Raw genomic sequence first — 18,883 nt, 5'->3', positions numbered from 1 at the left:
GAGCCGCCACCATGCCCGAACGCGATGACGAGGACACCCGCGCCTACCGGGTCGTGCTCAACGCCGAGGAGCAGTACTCGGTGTGGCCCGCCGACCGGGACGTGCCCGCCGGGTGGCACGAGGAGGGCACCACCGGCACCAAGGAGGAGTGCCTGGCGCGGATCTCCGAGGTGTGGACCGACCTGCGCCCGCTGAGCCTGCGGCTGAAGATGGCGGAGGGCGCGCCGTGACGGCGTTGACCGGCAGGCTGTCCGCCGGGCCCGCCGACCTGCTCGACGAGGAGGTGCTGCGGCCCCAGTTCGAGCGTGAGGTCCGGCACCTGCTGCCGTACTACCTCGCGGTGGAACGGGTGCTCGCGCTGGAGTACCGGCGGATGGGCCTGCTGTCCGCCGAGCAGGCCGACGACGTGCTGCGGCTGCTCGGCGAGGTGCGGCCGCAGGCGCTGGCCGCCGATCCGGCGGCGAACCTGTCCGACATCGCGTTCGCCCTGGAGCGGCACGTGGAGTCCGGCGTCGCCGTGCCCGTCCCGGCCTGGCACGTCGACCGCAGCCGCAACGACCTCCAGGCGTGCGCGCAGCTGATGTTCGCCCGCGACCGGCTGGCCGCGCTCGGCGTCGACCTGCTCGGCCTGGCCGAGGCGGCCCACCGGGTGGCCGCGCGCCACCTGGACACGCCGATGCCCGGCTACACCCACCACCAGGCGGCGCAGGTGTCCACGCCGGGGTTCCACCTGGCGGCGCTGGGCGAACGGCTGCTGCACACCGGGCGGCGGCTGCTGGCCACGTTCGACGGCGTGGACGGCTGCCCGCTGGGCGCGGGCGCGATGACCGGGCAGCACCTGCCGTGGGACCGGGACCGGATGGCCGCGCTGCTCGGGTTCACCGCGCCGGGCCGCAGCGCGCTGACCGACGTGGCCTCGCGCGGGTTCGTCGCGGAGATCACCGCCGAGCTGTCGGTGTTCGGCGTGACGCTGAGCCGGTTCGCCACCGACCTGATCAACTGGACGGGCGGCAGCCTCGGGTTCGCCGACCTGCCCGACGAGTTCTGCGGCATCTCCTCGGCGATGCCGCAGAAGAAGAACTTCCCGGTCCTGGAACGCATCCGGGGCCGCACCGCCCACCTGACCTCGTGCCACGTGGACGTGGCGCTGGGCCAGCGCGGCACCCCGTACACGAACCTGGTCGAGGTCTCCAAAGAGGCCGGTGCGCAGTTCTACGACGCCCTGGACGCCGCCCGGTCCACGATCCGGCTGCTCACCGCCGTGCTGGCCGGGCTGACCTTCCGCGCCGACCGGATGCGGGCCGCGTGCGAGCGGGAGTACCTGGGCGGGTTCACCCTGGCGACGCTGCTCACGCTGCGCGCCGACGTGCCGTGGCGGCGGGCGCAGGTGCTGGCCGGGCGCTACGTGGTGGCCGCGCTGGACGCCGGGCTGCCGCCGGCGCGCCCGGACGGCGGCCTGCTGGCCCGGCTCGCGGCCGACGAGGGCCACGCCGTCGCCGACCCGGTCGCGTTGCTGACCGAGGCGTTCGACGTGGACGCGAACCTGCGCGCCACGCGCACCACCGGTTCCGCGCACCCCGACGCCGTGGCCGCCGAACTCGCGGCGCAGGCGGGCGAACGGGACCGGCAGGGCGCGCAATGGGCGCTGCGGCGGGAAAAGCTCGACCGGGTACACGACATCAGGTAGCGCGGACATCGGGGGGACGGGCAGGCCATGCTCTTCGACGGCATCACCGACGCGATCGGCCACACGCCGCTGGTGCGGCTGCGCGTGCCCGCGCCCGAGGGCGTGGCGGTCTACGCCAAGCTGGAACTGCAGAACCTGTTCGGGATGAAGGACCGGGTCGCCGCGAACATCGTCGCCGAGGCCAAGCGGCTGGGCGCGCTGCCCGACGGCGCGCACATCGTGGAGAGCTCGTCGGGCACGATGGCGCTCGGGGTGGCGCTGGTCGGCACCGCGCTGGGACACCCGGTGCACATCGTCACCGACCCGCGCATCGACCGCATGACGCTGGCGAAGCTGCGCGCGTTGGGGTGCCGGGTGCACGTCGTGGAGAAGATGACGTCGCACGGCTGGCAGAGCGCCCGGATCGAGCGCCTGGAGCAGCTGATGGCGGAGCTGCCCGGCGCGTTCTGGCCCCGCCAGTACAGCAACCCGGACAACCCGGCCGCCTACCGCGCGCTGGCCGCCGAGATCCTGGCCGACGTCGGCCCGATCGACGTGCTGGTGGGCTCGGTGGGCAGCGGCGGCTCGCTGTGCGGGTCGTCGCGGGCGCTGCGGGAGAGCCTGCCGGACCTGGTCGTGGTGGGCGTGGACTGCGTGGGCAGCGCGCTGTTCGACCAGCCCGACGAGCCGCGCCGGTTGCAGAGCGGCCTGGGCAACAGCCTGCTGCCGCAGAACCTCGACCGGGGCCTGATCGACGAGGTGCACTGGCTCAACGACCACGAGGCGTTCGCCGCGGCCCGCGCCCTGGCCGCCGAGCAGCAGATCTTCGCGGGCAACACCTCCGGCTCGGTCTACCGGGTGCTCACCGACGTGGCGTCGCGGGCCGAGCCGGGCACCCGGATCGTGGGCATCTTCCCCGACCGGGGCGACCGGTACGCCGACACCGTCTACAGCGACGAGTTCTGGGCCTCCTCGGGCCTGACCGGGCTGCCGGTGGCGCGGACGCCGGAGCCGGTCGACTACGGCACGACCGTCACCGGGTGGTCGCGGTCGGCCAACAAGAGCGGCGCGGACCTCGACCGGCACCTGCTGTTCGTGGAGGCCAACACCACCGGCACCGGGATGCTCGCGCTCGACCTCGCCCCGGGCCTCGGTCTCACCCCCGTGCTGCTGACCAGCAAGCCCTCCCGGTACGCGGGCCTGGCCGACACCGGTGCCGAGGTGTTGGAGTGCGACACGAACTCGCCGGTCGCGCTGCGCGCGGCGATCCAGGAGCGGTTCCGCCGCGACGAGCTGGCGGGTGTCACGAGCACCAGCGACTTCTACGCGCCCGCCGTGGCGGACCTGGCGACGTGGCTCGGCCTGCCGCGCAACCCGGTCGACGCGGTGCGCACGTGCCGCGACAAGTCGTTGCTGCGGGCCAGGCTGGCGCAGGCGGGGGTGCGGCAGCCCCGGTTCGCCGTGCTGCACGAGCCGGTGTCGCCGGACGCGGTGGCCGACGCGGTCGCCCTGGTGGGTCTGCCGTGCGTGGTCAAGCCGGTGGACGACTCCGGCTCCAACGAGGTGCTGCTCTGCCACGACGCGCACACCGTCGCGGCACAGGCGGAACGCATCCTGGCCGTGCGCACGAACGTGCGCGACCTGCCCACCGCGCGGTCGGTGCTGGTGGAGCAGCACCTCGCGGGCGAGGAGTACAGCGTCGAGCTGTTCGGCTGGAACGGCGACACGCACCGGGTGGGCGTGACGCGCAAGTCCGTCACGCCCGGCCCGCGCTTCGTGGAGCACCGCCACCTGTTCCCGGCCCCGCTGCCCCCGGACGTGGCCGACGAGGTCGTGGACACCGCGCGGCGGGCCGTCGCGGCGGCGGGCGTGGTGCTCGGCGCGACCCACACCGAGATCCGGTTCGGCCCGGACGGCCCGGCGGTGGTCGAGATCAACCCGAGGCCGGCCGGCGGCATGATCCCCGAGCTGATCCGGCTGGCCACCGGGGTGGAGCTGCTGGAGCAGCAGGTGCGGGTGGCCGCCGGGCTGCGCCCCGACCTCACGCCGGCCCGCGCCGGCCACGCCGGCATCGCGTTCCTGCTCGCCCCGGCCGAGGGCGTGCTCGCGGAGGTCGCGGGCGTCGACGCGGCGCAGGCCGTGCCCGGCGTTGAACGGGTCACCGTCACCGCCCGTCCGGGAGCCCCGGTGCGCCCGCCCGCCAACGCCTACGACCGCCTCGGGTACGTCATCGCCGTCGGCACCTCGCCGTCCGAAGTGGACACCGCGCTCGACGGCGCCCTGGACCGCATCGGCATCCGTCTGGAGGACGCCCGGTGATCGAACTGCGCAGCGACACCTTCACCCTGCCGACGCCGGACATGCTCAAGGCGATGGTCGACGCGCCGCTGGGCGACGACGTGTACGGCGAGGACCCGACCGTGCGCGAACTGGAGGAGCTGGCCGCCGACGTCACCGGCAAGCAGGCGGCGTGCCTGATGCCCAGCGGCACGATGGCCAACCTCGCGGCGATCCTGGCCCACGCCGGCCGCGGCGCGAAGGTGCTGGCCGGCGACGAGAGCGACATCTACGTCTACGAGGCGGGCGGACCGTCCGTGCTCGGCGGCGTGGTCCTGGAACCGGTCCGGACCGGCCCGCGCGGCACGCTCGCGCTCGACGACCTCGCGCGGGGCTTCCCCGACGACCCGGAGGACCCCCAGTTCGCGCTGCCCGCCCTGCTGTGCCTGGAGAACACGCACAACCGGTGCGGCGGCCGGGTCCTGCCGGACGACTACCTCGCGGCGGTGCGCCGGTTCGCCGACGAACGCGGCGTCGCCGTGCACCTGGACGGGGCGCGGCTGTTCAACGCCGCCGTCGCCTCGGGCGTGCCGGTGGCCGACATCGTCGCGCACGCCGATTCGACGCAGTTCTGCCTCTCCAAGGGCCTGGGCGCGCCCATCGGGTCGATCACCGCCGGTTCGGCGGAGTTCATCGGACGGGTGCGCCGGCTGCGCAAGATGCTCGGCGGCGGGATGCGGCAGGCGGGCGTCGTCGCGGCGGCCGGGATCGTGGCGATCCGGGAGCACGCGCGGCTCGCCGAGGACCACGAGCACGCCCGGCTGCTCGCGGCGGGGCTCGCCCAGGTCGACGGGATCGAGCTGGCCTACCCCGACGTCGAGACGAACATCGTGATGTTCCGGGTCGTGGACGAGCGGTTCACCTGGCAGGCGTTCGTCGCCGCCGCCGCCGCGAAGGGCCTCGCGCTGGCCGAACTCGGGCACGGCCGGGTGCGCGCGGTCACCCACTCCGGGGTGACCCGCGAGGACGTGGAGCGGGCGGTGGCGATCGCCGGCGACGTGCTGCGAGAGGGGCCCGGGCGATGACCACCGGCACGGGCGTCTACCTGTTCCCCGCGTCCCGGGCGCAGTACCAGCTGTTCTTCGTGCAGCAGGTGCTCGGCGACGAGCCGACCTACCACGTGCCGCTGTGCTACCGGCTCGGCGGCGAGGTGGACGTGGCGGCGCTGCGCCGCGCGGTGGCGTTCAGCGTCGCCCGGCACGAGGCGTTGCGCACCCGCTTCGCGCTTTCGGACGGGCGGCTGCTCCAGGTCGTCACGCCGGAGGCGGACGTGGAGTTCACGGTCGGCACGGGCGGCGCGGTGGCCGACTGGGCGCGCCGGGAGGCGGCCCGGCCGTTCGACCTGGAACGCGGCCCGCTGTTCCGCGCCGCGCTGCACCACGGCGACGACGGCACCGCGCTGCTGCTCACCATGCACCACATCGTCTGCGACGGCTGGTCGGCCAACCTGGTGCTGGACGAGGTCGTGACGGCCTACGGCGCGTACGCGACCGGCGGCGAGCCGGTGCTGCCCGAGCCGGATTTCCAGTACGCCGACTACGCGGGCTGGCAGGACGAGTGGCTGACCGGCCCGGCCGCCGCCGCCCAGCTGGACTTCTGGCGGCGGGCGCTGGCGCACCCGCTGCCGGTGCTGCCGACCGGGCGGACCGCCGCGCCCGCGCAGTCGGGGGCGAGCCTGCCGTTCGACCTGCCGGCCGACGCGGTGGCCCGGCTGCGCGCCCTGGCCGCCGGGTCCGGCGCGTCGCTGTTCATGGTGCTGCTGGCCGCGTTCACGGTCGTGCTGCGCGAACGGCTCGGCGACGACGTGATCGTGGGCACGGCCTCCGCGAACCGCGCCCGGCCCGAGTTCGACGGCACGGTGGGCTTCCTGGTCAGCACGCTCGCGATCCGGACGAGCCTGGCCGGCCCGCTGACCTTCCGCGGCCTGCTGGAGCGGGTCCGATCGTCCACTCTGGACGCCTTCGCGCACCAGGACGTGCCGTTCGAACTGGTCGTGGAGGAGGTGAAACCGCCGCGCGCGGCCGACCGCCACCCGGTGTTCCAGGTGCTGTTCACCTACAACGACCTCGGCGACGGCCGCCGGTCGGCGGCGGGGGTGGAGTTCGCGCCCGAGCTGCTCGACTCCGACACCGCGAAGTTCCCGATCTCGTTGGAGGTCAACGAACTCCCCGACCGGCTGGAAGCGGGTGTGGAGTACCGGGCGGACCTGTTCACCGCCGAGGAGGTCGCCGCGCTGGCCGAGCGCTACCGCGAGGTGCTGCGGGCCGCCGCCGACGACCCGGACGCGCCGGTGGCGACCGATCCGGCGGGCGCCGCGGTCGCCGACGACTGGGACGAGCCCGCGCCGTACGCGCCGCCGACCACCGCCGTGGAGGTCGCGCTGGCCGAGATCTGGGCGACCGTGCTGGGCCGCGACGCGGTCGGCATCGACGACAACTACTTCGAGATCGGCGGCGACTCGATCCGCAGCGTGCAACTGCTGGCCCACGCCCGCGAACGGGGGCTGGGCGTCAAGATCACCGATCTGGTGCTGTGCCAGACGATCCGCGACCTCGCGCCGCTGGTGACCGACGTGGTGCCGGAGACCGCGAGCGCCGCCCGGCTGGACCTGCTCGCCCCGGCGGACCGCGAACTCGTCGGACCCGACCTCGTGGACGCCTACCCGTTGACCGCGCTCCAGGCCGGGATGCTCTACCACAGCGAGTCCTCGGAGTCCGAGCAGCTGTACCACAACGTGGCGACCTACCACCTGCGCGGCGAGTACTCGGAAGAGGCGTGGCGCGGGGCCGTGGCGGAGGTCCTGGAGCGGCACGAGGTGCTGCGGACCTCCTTCGCCATCGCGGGTTTCAGCGAACCGGTGCAGCTCGTGCACGCCGGCGTGCCCGCGCCCGTCACGTTCGAGGACGTGCGCGGCACCGACGTGGAAACCGCCGTCTCCCGACGGTTCCGCGCCGAGCGCGCCCGTCCGCTGGACTGGACGGCACCGCCGCTGGTCCGCTTCCACGTGCAGCGCCGCGCCGACGACGAGGCGCAGCTGTGGATCGTGGAGCACCACGCGGTCATGGACGGCTGGAGCGGCCGGTCCCTGTTCGCCGAACTGCTCAACCTCTACGTCCGCCGGCTCGGGCACGACCGCGAGGTCCCGCCACCGCCGCGCGCCCGTTTCCGCTCCTACGTCGCCCTGGAACGGGCCGCGCTCGCCGATGCCGGGCAGCGCGCGTTCTGGGCCGAGCGGCTGGGCGACGCGACGGCGGGCGCGCTGCCGCTGGGCGGCCCCGCGCGCGGCAAGCCGGACATGGTGATGGCCGAGGCCGACCTGCCCGACCTGGGCGACGCGCTGGTGGCGCTGGCGAGCCGGCTCAAGGTCCCGGTGCGGGTCGTGCTGCTCGCCGCGCACCTGCGGGTCATGGCGCTGGTGTCCGGGCGCGACGACGTGGTGACCGGCGTGGTCTACAACGGGCGCGGCGAGGAACCCGACAGCGACCGGGTGATCGGGCTGTTCCTCAACACCGTGCCGTTCCGGCTGGACGTGGGCGGGGGCGGCGCGGCCGACCGGAGTTGGGCGGACCTGGTCCGCCGGGTGGCCGCCGAGGACGTGGCGATCCAGCCGAACCGCCGCTTCCCGCTGGCCGAGGTGCAGCGCGAGAACGGCGGCGCGCCGCTGTTCGAGACGTTCTTCAACTACACCCACTTCCACGTCTCGCGCGGCGCGCCGGACGCCTCGGAGCTGGCGGTGGTGGACGAGGACAGCCTGGTGCCGACGAACTTCCCGTTCGGCGCGGAGTTCTACCGCGACGCCGACACGGGCCGGTTCGCGCTCGGCCTGCGCCACGACCGCACCCGGCTCGACGTCGACCGGGTGGACCGCATCCGGGGCTACTACGAGGCCGTGCTGCGCGCGATGGCCACCGACCCGGACGGGCCGCACGCCGAGGCGGACCTGCTGCCGCCGGCCGAGCACGCCCGGCTCGCCGAGTGGAACGCCACCACCCGCCACTACGACCGACCGCACGTGCTGCACCTGCTCACCAGCCGCGACCACCCGGACGCGCCCGCGGTGCGGTTCGCGGGCGGCACGCTCACCTACGCCGAGTTCGACGCGCGCGCCAACCGGCTCGCGCACCGGCTGGTCGAGCGGGGCGTGCGGCCGGGCCGGTTCGTCGGGGTCAGCGCCCGCCGGTCGGACGTGCTGGTCGTCGCGCTGCACGCGGTGCTGCGGGCGGGCGGCGGGTACCTGCCGCTGGACCCGGACCTGCCGCCGGCGCGGATCGCGGAGCTGGTCGCGGAGGCCGGGCCGGTGCTCGTGCTGGCGGACCGGGACCTCGACGGCGCGGTGCGGCTGGAGGTCCCCGAGGACGGGCCCGCGACGCCGCCGGACGTGGCCGTGACGCCCGCCGACCCGGCGTACCTGATCTTCACCTCCGGCTCGACCGGGCGGCCCAAGGGCGTGGTCGTGTCGCACCGGGCCATCGCGAACCGGCTGCTGTGGATGCAGGAGGCGTACCCGATCGGCCCGGGGGACCGGGTGGCGCAGAAGACGCCGTACTCGTTCGACGTGTCGGTGTGGGAGTTCTTCTGGCCGCTGATGACCGGCGCGTGCCTGGTCGTGGCGAAGCCGGACGGGCACCGCGACCCGGCCTACCTCGCCGGGCTGATCCGGTCCGAGGGCGTGACGGTCGCGCACTTCGTGCCGTCGATGCTGAGGGCGTTCCTGGACGCCGAACCCGCCGGGCTCGCCGGGCTGCGCCGGGTGTTCGCCAGCGGCGAGGCCCTGCCGCACGACCTCCAGCAGCGCGTCCTGGCCCTCGGGGACGCCGAACTGGTCAACCTCTACGGCCCGACGGAGGCCGCCGTCGACGTCAGCCACTGGCGCTGCCGCGACGACGGGCGCGCGGTCGTGCCGATCGGCCGGCCCATCGCCAACGTGACGCTGCACGTGCTCGACGCGCGCCGCCGCCCGGTGCCGATCGGGGTCGCGGGCGAGCTGCACATCGGCGGCACGGGGCTCGCCGACGGCTACCGCAACCAGCCGGGACTGACCGCCGAGCGGTTCGCGGGCGGCCTCTACCGGACCGGCGACCTGGCCCGGCACCTGCCCGGCGGCGAACTGGAGTACCTGGGCCGGGTGGACGACCAGGTCAAGATCCGGGGCTTCCGGGTCGAGCCCGGCGAGGTCGAAGCCGCACTGTCCGGTGTGGACGGTGTGCGGGACTGCGCGGTCGTCGCCCGGGACGGCGCGCTCGTCGCGTTCGTCGTCGGCGACGCCGACCACGCGGCCCTGCGCGCCCACCTGGCCGAGCGGCTGCCCGCCTACCTGGTGCCCGGCGTGTGGCGGACCGTGGACGCGATCCCGCTGTCGCGCAACGGGAAGGTCGACCGCGGCGCGCTGACCGTGCACGAGGTGCCCCAGGCGGGGCGGGTCGAGCCGGCGACCGAGACCGAACGGGTGCTGCTGGAGTTGTGGTGCGAGGTCCTGGGCACCACCGAGGTCGGTGTGCTGGACACGTTCGCCGAACTGGGCGGGCACTCCCTCAAGGCGCTCAGACTGCTCACCGCCGTGCGCAAGGCGTTCGGGCGGGCCCTGCCGGTCAACGACCTGCTCGACGGCGGCACGGTCCGGTCGCTGGCCGCGCTGCTGGCACCCGACGCGGGCGCCGGCACCGACGACGTGCCGAGGCTGCGCGAACTGCGCGCGGGCGACGGCGTGCCGGTGGTGCTGGTGCACCCCGCCGCGGGCACCCTCGCCGGCTACCGGGACCTGGTGGCCGCGATCGACGCCCGGCGACCCGTGCTCGGCATCTCCGGGGCCGCCGCGCCGAAACCGACCGTGGCGGAGCTGGCCGGGCAGTACCTGGCGCTGCTGGCCGACGTGCCGCGATTCCACCTGGTCGGGTGGTCCTTCGGCGCGGTCGTGGCGCACGAGATGGCCGTGCGGGCACCGGAGCGGGTCACCGTGCTGGGCATGGTGGACCCGTCGTTCCCCGGCCAGTACGACCCGGAGCAGGTGGACGTGGCCGCCGCGCTGCGCGCCGAGCTGGGCGACGTCGCGCACCACGGGCTGCTCGCCGTGTACGAGGCGAACGTGCGGGCGCACGTCGCGCACCGGCCCGGCGCGTACCCCGGCGACGCGTTCTTCGTGCAGGGCTTCGAGAACCGGGAGCACGGCGCGGCGGCGCGCTGGGCGCGGACGGTGCACGGGCGGTTCAGCGTCCACGACCTGCCCGCCGGGCACTTCGACCTGGTCCGCCTGCCACACGTCGCCGAGGTGGCCGACGTGCTCGACGCGAGGGTGGGGGGACGGACGTGACGGGTGTCGGACACGGCCGCGCCTGCGGCACGTTCGGGGAGCTGCTCCAGGGCGTGCTGCCCGAGGAGGAGCGCGACTTCCTGGTGACGCTGCCGATCGCGGAGTTCTCCACGGCCAGCTTCGAGCTGACCGGCGAGCACGACCCGGTCGTGGTCGCACCGCCCACCAAGGAGAAGTCGCGCCGGCTGGTGGAGCGGATGCTGCGCGAGCGCGGCCACCGGGGCGGCGGCGTGCTGGACCTGACCAGCCGGCTGCCCGAGGGCAAGGGCCTGGCCAGCTCGTCGGCGGACCTGGTGGCCACCGCCCGCGCGGTCGGCGCGGCGCTGGGGCAACCGCTGGACGCGGGCGCGATCGAGACGTTCCTGCGGCACATCGAGCCCACCGACGGCGTGATGTACGAGGGGATCGTCGCCTACTACCACCGCGAGGTGCGGCTGCGGGAACGGCTGGGCTGCCTGCCCGCGCTGACCATCGTCGCCGTCGACGAGGGCGGCCAGGTGGACACCGTGCGGCACAACCGCATCCCCAAGCCGTACACCGACCGCGACCGGCAGGAGTACGCCGAACTGCTGGGCGTGCTGACCGGCGCGGTGCGCGCGCACGACCTGCCGGCCGTGGGCGCGGTGTCCACGCGCAGCGCCGAGCTGAGCACGAAGGTCCGGCCGCGTCCGCTGCTGGAGCAGGTGCGGCGGATCCACCGCGACGCCGACGCGCTGGGCCTGGTGCTCGCGCACAGCGGCACGGTGATCGGCGTGCTGGTCGCGGACAGCGATCCGTTGCGGGAGGCGAAGGTGGCCTACGTGCGCTCACGGCTGCGTGAACTGTCGCCGGCGGTGTCCACGCACACGTCCCTGTGCGTGGCGGACACGTGCCTGCCGTGGAAGGTCGGTGCCTGATGGAGGTCCGGGTGCCCGCGAGGTTCAACGGCCCGCCCGCGTCCGGGCAGGGCGGCTGGGTGTGCGGCCTGCTGGCCGGGCTCGCGCCGCCTGCGGCCGGCCGGGCCGTGGTCACGCTCATCGCCCCGCCGCCGCTGGACACCCCGATGCGCCTGGAACCCGGGCCGCGCCGCGCCCACCTGTGGCTCGGCGACGAGGTCGTGGCGACCGTGTCCGGCTCGAACGGTCCGATCGACGTGGTGGACCCGGTGACGCCCGCGGAGGCGGCCGAGGCGTCCCGGGGGTTCCTCGGGCACCGCGCCCACCCGTTCCCGACGTGCTTCGTGTGCGGCCAGGACCGGCCGGACGGGCTGCGCCTCGCGCCCGGACCGGTCGCCGGCCGGGCGGACACCGCGGCCTGCGGGTGGGTGCCGGGGGAGACCACCACCGAGGTGCTGTGGGGCGTGCTGGACTGCCCCGGCGGGTGGGCGAGCGACCCGCGCGCCGAGCCGATGGTGCTCACCCGGATGACCGCCGACGTCCTCGCGCCGCCGCGCGCGGGGCAGCCGCACGTGGTGGTGGCCCGCCGCGCGGAACGGGCGGGCCGCACCGCCGTGAACCTGACCAGCGTCTACGGGCCGAGCGGCGAACTGGTCGCCACCGCGTCGGCGCGCTGGACGGCCCTCGATGGCGAAGGGGTGTGACATGACGACGATCCCGGAGCTGTTCGCCCGCCAGGTCGCGGCCGGGCCCGACCGGGTCGCCGTGACCGGTGCCGGCGGCACGCTGACCTACGCCGAGCTGGACGACGCGTCCGCACGGCTGGCCGGCGCGCTGCGGGCGCGCGGGCTGCGGCGCGGGCAACCGGTGGCGGTGGCCCTGCAACGCTCACCCGCCCTGGTGGTCGCGCTGCTGGCGGTGGTCCGCGCGGGCGGCTGCTACCTCGGTCTCGACCCGCACGACCCGCCCGCCCGCCGGGAAGCGCTGCTGGCCGATTCGGGCGCGCTGCCGCTGGCCGAGGCCGACCTGGCCGCGTCCGGCCCGCGCGGCGAGGACGTGCCGGTCGGGCCGGACGACCTGGCCTACATCGCCTACACCTCGGGCTCGACCGGGACGCCGAAGGGCGTCTGCGTGCCGCACCGGGCCGTGGCCCGGCTGGTGTCCGGGCCGGACTTCCTCGACATCGCGCCCGACGACGTGTTCCTCCAGTACGCGCCGGTCGCGTTCGACGCCTCCACGCTGGAGCTGTGGGGCCCGCTGCTCAACGGCGCGACCCTGGCCGTCGCGCCGCCCGGCGACCTCGCCCCCGCCGAGCTGGGCGCGTTCGTCCGCGACGCGCGGGTCACCGTGGCGTGGTTGACCGCCGGGCTGTTCCACCAGGTCGTGGACGCGGCCTTGGCCGACCTGAAGGGCCTGCGGACGCTGCTCGCGGGCGGCGACGTGCTCTCACCGCCCCACGTGGACCGATTCGTGGCCGGCCTGCCGGAGACCGCGCTGGTCAACGGGTACGGCCCGACCGAGAACACCACGTTCACCTGCTGCCACCGCGTCACCGCCCCGCTCACCACGCCGACCGTGCCCGTCGGCACGCCGATCCGGGGCGGCCGGGTCCACCTGCTCGACGACGACCTGCGGCCGGTGCCCGACGGCGAGGTGGGCGAGCTGTACGCGTCGGGCGCGGGCCTGGCGCACGGCTACCTGAACCGGCCCGGCGCGACCGCCGACCGGTTCCGGCCCGACCCGACCACCCCCGGCGGCCGGATGTACCGCACGGGCGACCTGGCGCGCCGGCTGCCCGACGGGGCGCTGGAGTTCGTCGGCCGGGTGGACGGCCAGCTCAAGGTGCGCGGCTTCCGGATCGAGCCGGGCGAGGTCGAGGCGGCGCTGCTCGCCGACCCGGACGTCGCCGACGCCGCCGTGGTCGCCCAGCCCGACCGCTCCGGCGGCCGCCGGCTGGCCGCGTTCTACACCAGCGAGAACCCGGTGTCGGTGCCCGAACTGCGCCGCGACCTGGCTGCCCGGCTGCCCCGGCACCTGGTGCCCGCGACGTTCACCCGGCTGCCGGCGCTCCCCTTGACGCCCAACGGGAAGCTCGACCGGGCCGCGCTCGTCGCGACGCCCGTGCGCACCCGCTCCGGGGTGGACGCCGACTACCGGGCACCCGAGGGGCCGGACGAGTCGTGGCTGGCGCAGCTGTGGGCCGACGTGCTGGAGCTGGACGCGGTGGGCGTGGACGACGACTTCTTCGAACTGGGCGGCCACTCGCTGCTCGCCACCCTGATCACCGCCGAGATCGGCAACGAGCGCGGCCTGTTCGTGCGGGCCCGCACGTTCTACGAGAACCCGACCGTCGCGGAGCTGGCGGAGCACCTGACCGGGCTGGAGGAGCCGCGATGAGACTCAGCGCCCCGGCGGGCTGGGAGGACGTCGACCTCGACGCGGTCGACCTGTTCGACCCGCGCACCTACTCCGACGGCGACCCGCACCCGGTGTGGCACGCCATGCGGGAGCGCGCGCCCGTGCACCGGCAGACCCTGGACGACGGCCGGTCGTTCGCGTCGGTCACCCGGCACGCGGACGTGAGCGTCGTGCTGCGCGACCACACCAGGTTCACCTCCCGGCGCGGCACGCTGCTGTCGATCCTGGGCGGCGTGGACCCGGCGGGCGACAAGATGATGGCCGCCAGCGACCCGCCGGTGCACACCGCGATGCGGGAGCCGATGGCGAAGGTCCTGTCGTTCACGGCGTTGCGCTCGCGGCACCCGTCCGTGCTGGAGGTGGCGCTGCGGCTGCTCGCGCCGATGGCCGGCGGGCAGCCGTGGGACGTGGCCGAGGACTTCGCGGGGTTCCCGATGGCGTTCACCGGGGCGCTGATGGGCCTGCCCGAGGCGGACTGGCCGGAGCTGACCCGGCTCACCACCATGGCCATCGCCCCCGAGGACCCGCTGTTCGGCGCGGAGGCCGGGCACGGTTCGCTGGTCGCCGCCCACCACGAGCTGTTCGAGTACTTCGCCGAGCAGGTGCACCGCCGGGGCGAGCGCGACGACCTGGTGGGCTTCCTCAAGGGCATGGCGGTCGGCGGGCGGCGGATGCGCGTCGACGAGATCGTCTTCAACTGCTACAGCCTGCTGCTGGGCGCGAACGTCACCACCCCGCACGCCGTGGCCGCCACCGTGCTGGCGTTCGCGGAGCACCCCGCCGAGTACGCGCGGCTGACCGGTGACGAGCGGCAGGTCGCGGTCGCCGTGGAGGAGGGGCTGCGGTGGTCGTCGCCCGCGAACCACTTCATGCGCTACGCCGTGGCGGACACCGAGCTGTCCGGGCGGCCCGTCCACGCCGGCGAGGCCGTCGTGGCGTGGCTGGGCTCGGCGAACCGCGACCACCGGGCCTTCGCCGACCCGTACCGGTTCGACGTGGCGCGCACCCCCAACCGGCACGTGGCCTTCGGTTTCGGGCCGCACTACTGCATCGGCGCGCCGCTGGCCCGCATCGCGCTGCGCCTGCTGTTCGGCGAGGTGGTGCGGCTGGTCGAGCGGTTCGAGACCGCCGGGCCGGTCGCGCACCTGAGGTCCAACTTCGTCGCGGGCATCCGGAACCTGCCGGTCCGCGCGGTCCTGCGGCCCGGTGCCGCCGACGAGCTGAGGAGGTACGCCGATGTCGCCACCGCCTCGGCGCGGTAAGTGGCTGCTGCGCAAGCCGGACCCGGCTGCCGCCGCCCGCCTGTTCTGCTTCCCGTACTCCGGTCTGGGCGCGTCGATGTTCGCCCGCTGGCCTGCCCGCGTGGGCGCGCTGGAGGTGTGCGCGGTGCAGCCGCCGGGGCGGGAGAACCGCATCCGGGAGCCGCACTACGGCGACTACCCGGACCTCGCCGCGCAGGCCGTGCCCGCGCTGCTGCCCTACCTGGACCGGCCGTTCGCGTTCTTCGGGCACTGCGGCGGCGCGCTGGCCGCGTTCGCCACGGCCGCGCACCTGGCGCGCACGGGCGGGCCGACGCCGGCGGTGCTGTTCATGTCCTCCCAGGTCGCGCCGCACGACGGGCCGTTCGGCCGGTTCCTGTCCATGACCGATGCCGAACTCGGCGTGGAACTGGGCGAACTGACCCGCGCGATGGGCGGCCGGCCGGACCCGGACATGATCGAACTGGGTCTGGGCGTGCTGCGCGACGACATCGCGGCCAACCGGCACTACCGGCTCGACGCCCCGCTGCCGCTGCCCTCGGACGTGTGCGCCATCGGGTGGTCGGCCGACGTCGAGATCCGGCCCGACCAGATGGGCGGCTGGCGCGAGTACGCCCCCGACGCCGGGTTCTCCGCCCCGGTGCTCGACGGCGGGCACCACGCGTTCCTGTCCGCACCCCAGAACCTGCTCGTCGAACTGGAGCAGACCATGACCAAGTCACTGGCCCGAACCGGGGGGACGCGGTGAGCGAGTACGTCCTGTCCTGCTACCTGACACCGCCGGGCCCGCTCGCGGTGCTGCAACCCCGACACGACCAGAACGTCAGCCTGTGGCGGCGCACCGCCGACGAGGTCGAACTGGTGCGGCTGTGGGAGGTCGAGCGGTTCAGCGGGCAGAAGCACCACTACTGGCCGCTCTACACCGCCGAACGCGCCGAGACCGTCCTCAGTGGACTCCTCGCGCAGGAGGGGCTCACGCTCGCCGACATCGGCACCACGTGGGGCACGCCCGGCCTGCCGTCCGCCCGCGACCTGCCGATCCCGGCCGGTGCCGAGGACTACGCCGTGCACGCGCTGGCGCACCTGTTCAGCGGGCTGCTCATGGACGGCACGGCGTTCCGCGAGGGCACGATCGTCGCGATGGCCGTGGACGCCGCGCCCGACTTCGTGCTGGAGCAGGACGCCAAGCCGTACTGGTACGCGGGCGCGGTGTCCGTGCGCGGCGAGATCACCTACGCGCCGGTGGAATCCCCGGCCCCGCTGTACTCGGCGGCGGAGCAGCTGTTCGGCAAGGAACCGGGCACGCTGATGGCGCTGGCCACCGCGTGCGCCACCGAGATCGTGTTCGACGTCGAGGGCGTCACCGCGCTCAACCTCTACGGCGGGCGGGTGCACCCGGTGTCCGAGGCCGTGCCGTTCGTGGGCGCGATGGTCAAGGCGGCCGGCGACCAGCTCGCCGGGCGCGACCTCGACCCCGCGTTCACGGTGGAGGAGCACCACCAGAGCGCGGTGATGAAGCACGTGCAGCGGGCGTGCGAGCTGATCGCCGCGCGCAACGTGCGCAGGCTGTGCGATCTCGGCGGGGTGGACCCGACCACCGCGTACCTGTCGATGAGCGGCGGCTTCGCGCTGAACTGCCCCACCAACACCCACCTGCTCGACACGTTCGGCTTCCGGGGCCTGCTCACCCCGCCGTGCGCCAACGACTCGGGCCAGTCCTACGGCCTGGGCCTGCTCGGCTTCTACGGCGAGGGCGTGTTCGACACCGCCCGGCACGACCTGGGCGACGCCTACCGGGGGGCGCTCGCCGACGACCTGGACGAGGCGCTCGCCGAGTTCGCGCCGTGGGTGCTGGACGTGTCGGACTTCTCGCCCGGGCAGTTCGTCGTCGACGTCACCCGCGCGCCGCTGGCCTGGGTCGACGGCGCGGCCGAGATCGGGCCGCGCGCCCTGTGCCACCGCAGCCTGCTCGGCGACCCCCGGTCGATGAAGACCAAGCAGCTGCTCAACGAGCACAAGCAGCGCCAGTGGTGGCGGCCGGTCGCGCCGGTGGTGCTGGAGGACGCGGCGGGGGAGTGGTTCGCGAGCGACCGGCCGTCGCCGTACATGCTGGAGGCGGTCCTGGTGCGCCCCGAGGTGCGCGACCGGGTGCCCGCGATCCTGCACCTCGACGGCACCGCCCGGCACCAGACCGTGACCGAGCGGGTGAACCCGCTGCTGCACCGGGCGATGACCGCGTTCCACGCCGAGACCGGCGTCCCGATCCTGTGCAACACCTCCCTCAACGACCGCGGCGAACCGATTGTGGACACCGTCGCGCAGGCGCTCACGTTCTGCGTGCGAAAAGGCATCGGCGTGCTCTACGCGTCCGGAAAGCGGATCGGACTCCGGGTCGACGGGACGGCCGCGGACATTCCGCCGCGAACCCGTCGGGAAGATTTATTCGCCGACCAGGAATCGGATCGCGACGCGGCCTGGCGGCGGTGGACCGACGCCGGTTATTCGGAAAGCGCGATGTACCTCATGACGCAACTGCCGCAGTTGCGGGACGAGCCCGACCCGGAAGGCGCCGAGGACGTCAACGGGCTCGCCGACTATGTTGGCTCGGTCGACCCCGCGTTCGGGTTCTGGGTCGACGAGTTCCGGCGCGACCAGGGTCCTGGCGCGCGGTTCCCACCCCGAAAGGCGCGGTAGATGAGCGGGCGGATCGGCGGACTGTTCCGGCAGGCGGACTTCCGCAACCTGTGGCTCGGCCAGACGCTCTCGCTGTTCGCGGCCGAGATCACCGCCGGCGTCATCCCGCTGATCGCGGCGCTGACGCTGGACGTGAGCGTGTTCGAGATGGGCGTGCTGTCGGCGGTGACGTTCCTGCCCTACCTGGTGATCAGCCTGTTCGCCGGGGTGTGGCTGGACCGGCTGCCCAAGCGGCGGATCATCGTCGGCGCGGACCTGGTGCGCGGCGCGCTGCTGCTGCTGATCCCGCTGGCCAGCCTGCTCGGGATGCTCGACCTGACCTTCCTGCTGGCCATCTCGGTGCTGGTGGGCGCGGCGACGGTGGTCGCCGACGTCGGCGCGTCGTCGTTCCTGCCCAGCGTGGTGGCGCGCAAGGACCTGGTCGAGGGCAACGGCAAGCTGGAGATCAGCAACAACGCCTCGCGGATGGCGGGCGAGGCGGTCGGCGGCGCGCTGGTGCAGGTGTTCTCCGCCCCGTTCGCGCTGCTGTTCAACACCGTCGCCTACGCGCTGTCGGGTCTGTTCACGCAGCGCATCCGGGTCCGCGAGGACGCCGTGCCGGACGACGACGAGGACGACGAGCAGGCCGACGGCACCAAGGCCGACTTCTGGCGCGAGATCGGCGAGGGCCTGCGGTTCGTCTTCGGGAACCCGATCGTGCGCACGCTGGCCATCACGGCGCTGCTGTTCAACCTGTTCACGTTCTTCATCGAGCCGGTGTTCCTGATCTTCATCACCCGCACGCTCGACCTGGAGCCGATCTACATCGGCCTCATCCTGTCCTCGTCCGGGGTGGGCGGCGTGGTCGGCGCGGTGATCTCGGGCTGGGTGTCGCGGCTGATGCCGCTGGGCAGGCTGCTGGTCGTCACGCAGTGGCTGGCCGGCGGCGCGTCCCTGCTCATCCCGGTGGCCACGCTGGTGCCCAGGCCGGCGGCGGTGGTGCTGATCATCGTCATGCACTTCGTGGACGCGGTGATGGTCATCGTCTACAACGTCAACCAGCGCAGCTACCGCAGCGCGGTCACGCCGGACGCGCTCCAGGGGCGGATGAACGCCTCGATCCGGATGATCGTGATGGGCGTGTGCCCGGCGGGCGCGCTGCTCGGCGGCGTGGTCGGCGAGGTGCTCAGCGCGACGACGGCCCTGGTCATCGGCTCGCTGGGGATCCTCAGCTCGGGCGTCTACATCGCGTGCACCCGGATCCGCTCGGTGAAGGAGATCCCGACCGAGCTGCCCACCACCTGACCGGACGTCCCGGCCGGCGCGAGCACGTCGCGCCGGCCGGGAC

12 protein-coding genes are annotated in these 18,883 nt (G+C 74.4%); all 12 read left to right on the top strand.

The genetic code is table 11. The features are described from left to right. Positions 1-11: 11 nt before the first annotated feature. The 12 genes from AC0HI0_RS15045 to AC0HI0_RS14990 are packed head-to-tail and all read left to right on the top strand — an operon-like array spanning position 12 to position 18,840. Positions 12-230, top strand: coding sequence for an MbtH family protein (locus AC0HI0_RS15045; RefSeq protein ID WP_480932970.1), 219 nt, complete (start codon positions 12-14; stop codon positions 228-230). Further along, positions 227-1,687 carry a lyase family protein gene (locus tag AC0HI0_RS15040; protein WP_480932969.1) on the top strand — a complete coding sequence of 487 codons (1,461 nt, stop codon included), beginning with the start codon at positions 227-229 and terminating at the stop codon, positions 1,685-1,687. Before AC0HI0_RS15045 ends, AC0HI0_RS15040 begins: the two co-directional genes overlap by 4 nt. 27 nt (positions 1,688-1,714) lie before the next feature. Further along, the gene (locus AC0HI0_RS15035; RefSeq protein WP_480932968.1) at positions 1,715-3,985 is read left to right on the top strand and encodes a pyridoxal-phosphate dependent enzyme; all 2,271 of its coding nucleotides are present in this window, start codon (positions 1,715-1,717) and stop codon (positions 3,983-3,985) included. Beyond that, positions 3,982-5,028: a GntG family PLP-dependent aldolase gene (locus tag AC0HI0_RS15030; protein ID WP_480932967.1), complete on the top strand. Its 1,047-nt coding sequence runs from the start codon at positions 3,982-3,984 to the stop codon at positions 5,026-5,028. Before AC0HI0_RS15035 ends, AC0HI0_RS15030 begins: the two co-directional genes overlap by 4 nt. Beyond that, a complete protein-coding gene (locus AC0HI0_RS15025) occupies positions 5,025-10,310 on the top strand; it encodes an amino acid adenylation domain-containing protein (RefSeq protein WP_480932966.1) in 5,286 nt (1,761 codons plus the stop codon). The genes AC0HI0_RS15030 and AC0HI0_RS15025 overlap by 4 nt, the downstream gene beginning before the upstream one ends. Beyond that, positions 10,307-11,206, top strand: coding sequence for a GHMP family kinase ATP-binding protein (locus tag AC0HI0_RS15020; RefSeq protein ID WP_480932965.1), 900 nt, complete (start codon positions 10,307-10,309; stop codon positions 11,204-11,206). Before AC0HI0_RS15025 ends, AC0HI0_RS15020 begins: the two co-directional genes overlap by 4 nt. Next, positions 11,206-11,889: a hotdog family protein gene (locus AC0HI0_RS15015; RefSeq protein WP_480932964.1), complete on the top strand. Its 684-nt coding sequence runs from the start codon at positions 11,206-11,208 to the stop codon at positions 11,887-11,889. Before AC0HI0_RS15020 ends, AC0HI0_RS15015 begins: the two co-directional genes overlap by 1 nt. 1 nt (position 11,890) lies before the next feature. Then, positions 11,891-13,582, top strand: coding sequence for a non-ribosomal peptide synthetase (locus AC0HI0_RS15010; protein WP_480932963.1), 1,692 nt, complete (start codon positions 11,891-11,893; stop codon positions 13,580-13,582). Next, positions 13,579-14,865 carry a cytochrome P450 gene (locus AC0HI0_RS15005; protein WP_480932962.1) on the top strand — a complete coding sequence of 429 codons (1,287 nt, stop codon included), beginning with the start codon at positions 13,579-13,581 and terminating at the stop codon, positions 14,863-14,865. The genes AC0HI0_RS15010 and AC0HI0_RS15005 overlap by 4 nt, the downstream gene beginning before the upstream one ends. Continuing rightward, positions 14,840-15,610 (top strand): thioesterase II family protein, encoded by a 771-nt coding sequence (locus AC0HI0_RS15000; protein WP_480932961.1) that lies wholly within the window; start codon positions 14,840-14,842, stop codon positions 15,608-15,610. Before AC0HI0_RS15005 ends, AC0HI0_RS15000 begins: the two co-directional genes overlap by 26 nt. Beyond that, entirely contained in the window at positions 15,607-17,556 is a 1,950-nt protein-coding gene (locus AC0HI0_RS14995; RefSeq protein ID WP_480932960.1) for a carbamoyltransferase C-terminal domain-containing protein, read from the top strand. The genes AC0HI0_RS15000 and AC0HI0_RS14995 overlap by 4 nt, the downstream gene beginning before the upstream one ends. Continuing rightward, positions 17,557-18,840: an MFS transporter gene (locus AC0HI0_RS14990; protein WP_480932959.1), complete on the top strand. Its 1,284-nt coding sequence runs from the start codon at positions 17,557-17,559 to the stop codon at positions 18,838-18,840. Positions 18,841-18,883: the final 43 nt, after the last annotated feature.

It is taken from the genome of Saccharothrix sp. NBAS 001, from assembly GCF_056640475.1.
The sequence above is the reverse complement of the archived record's forward strand: the minus strand, read 5'-3'. Positions and strand labels throughout refer to the sequence as shown.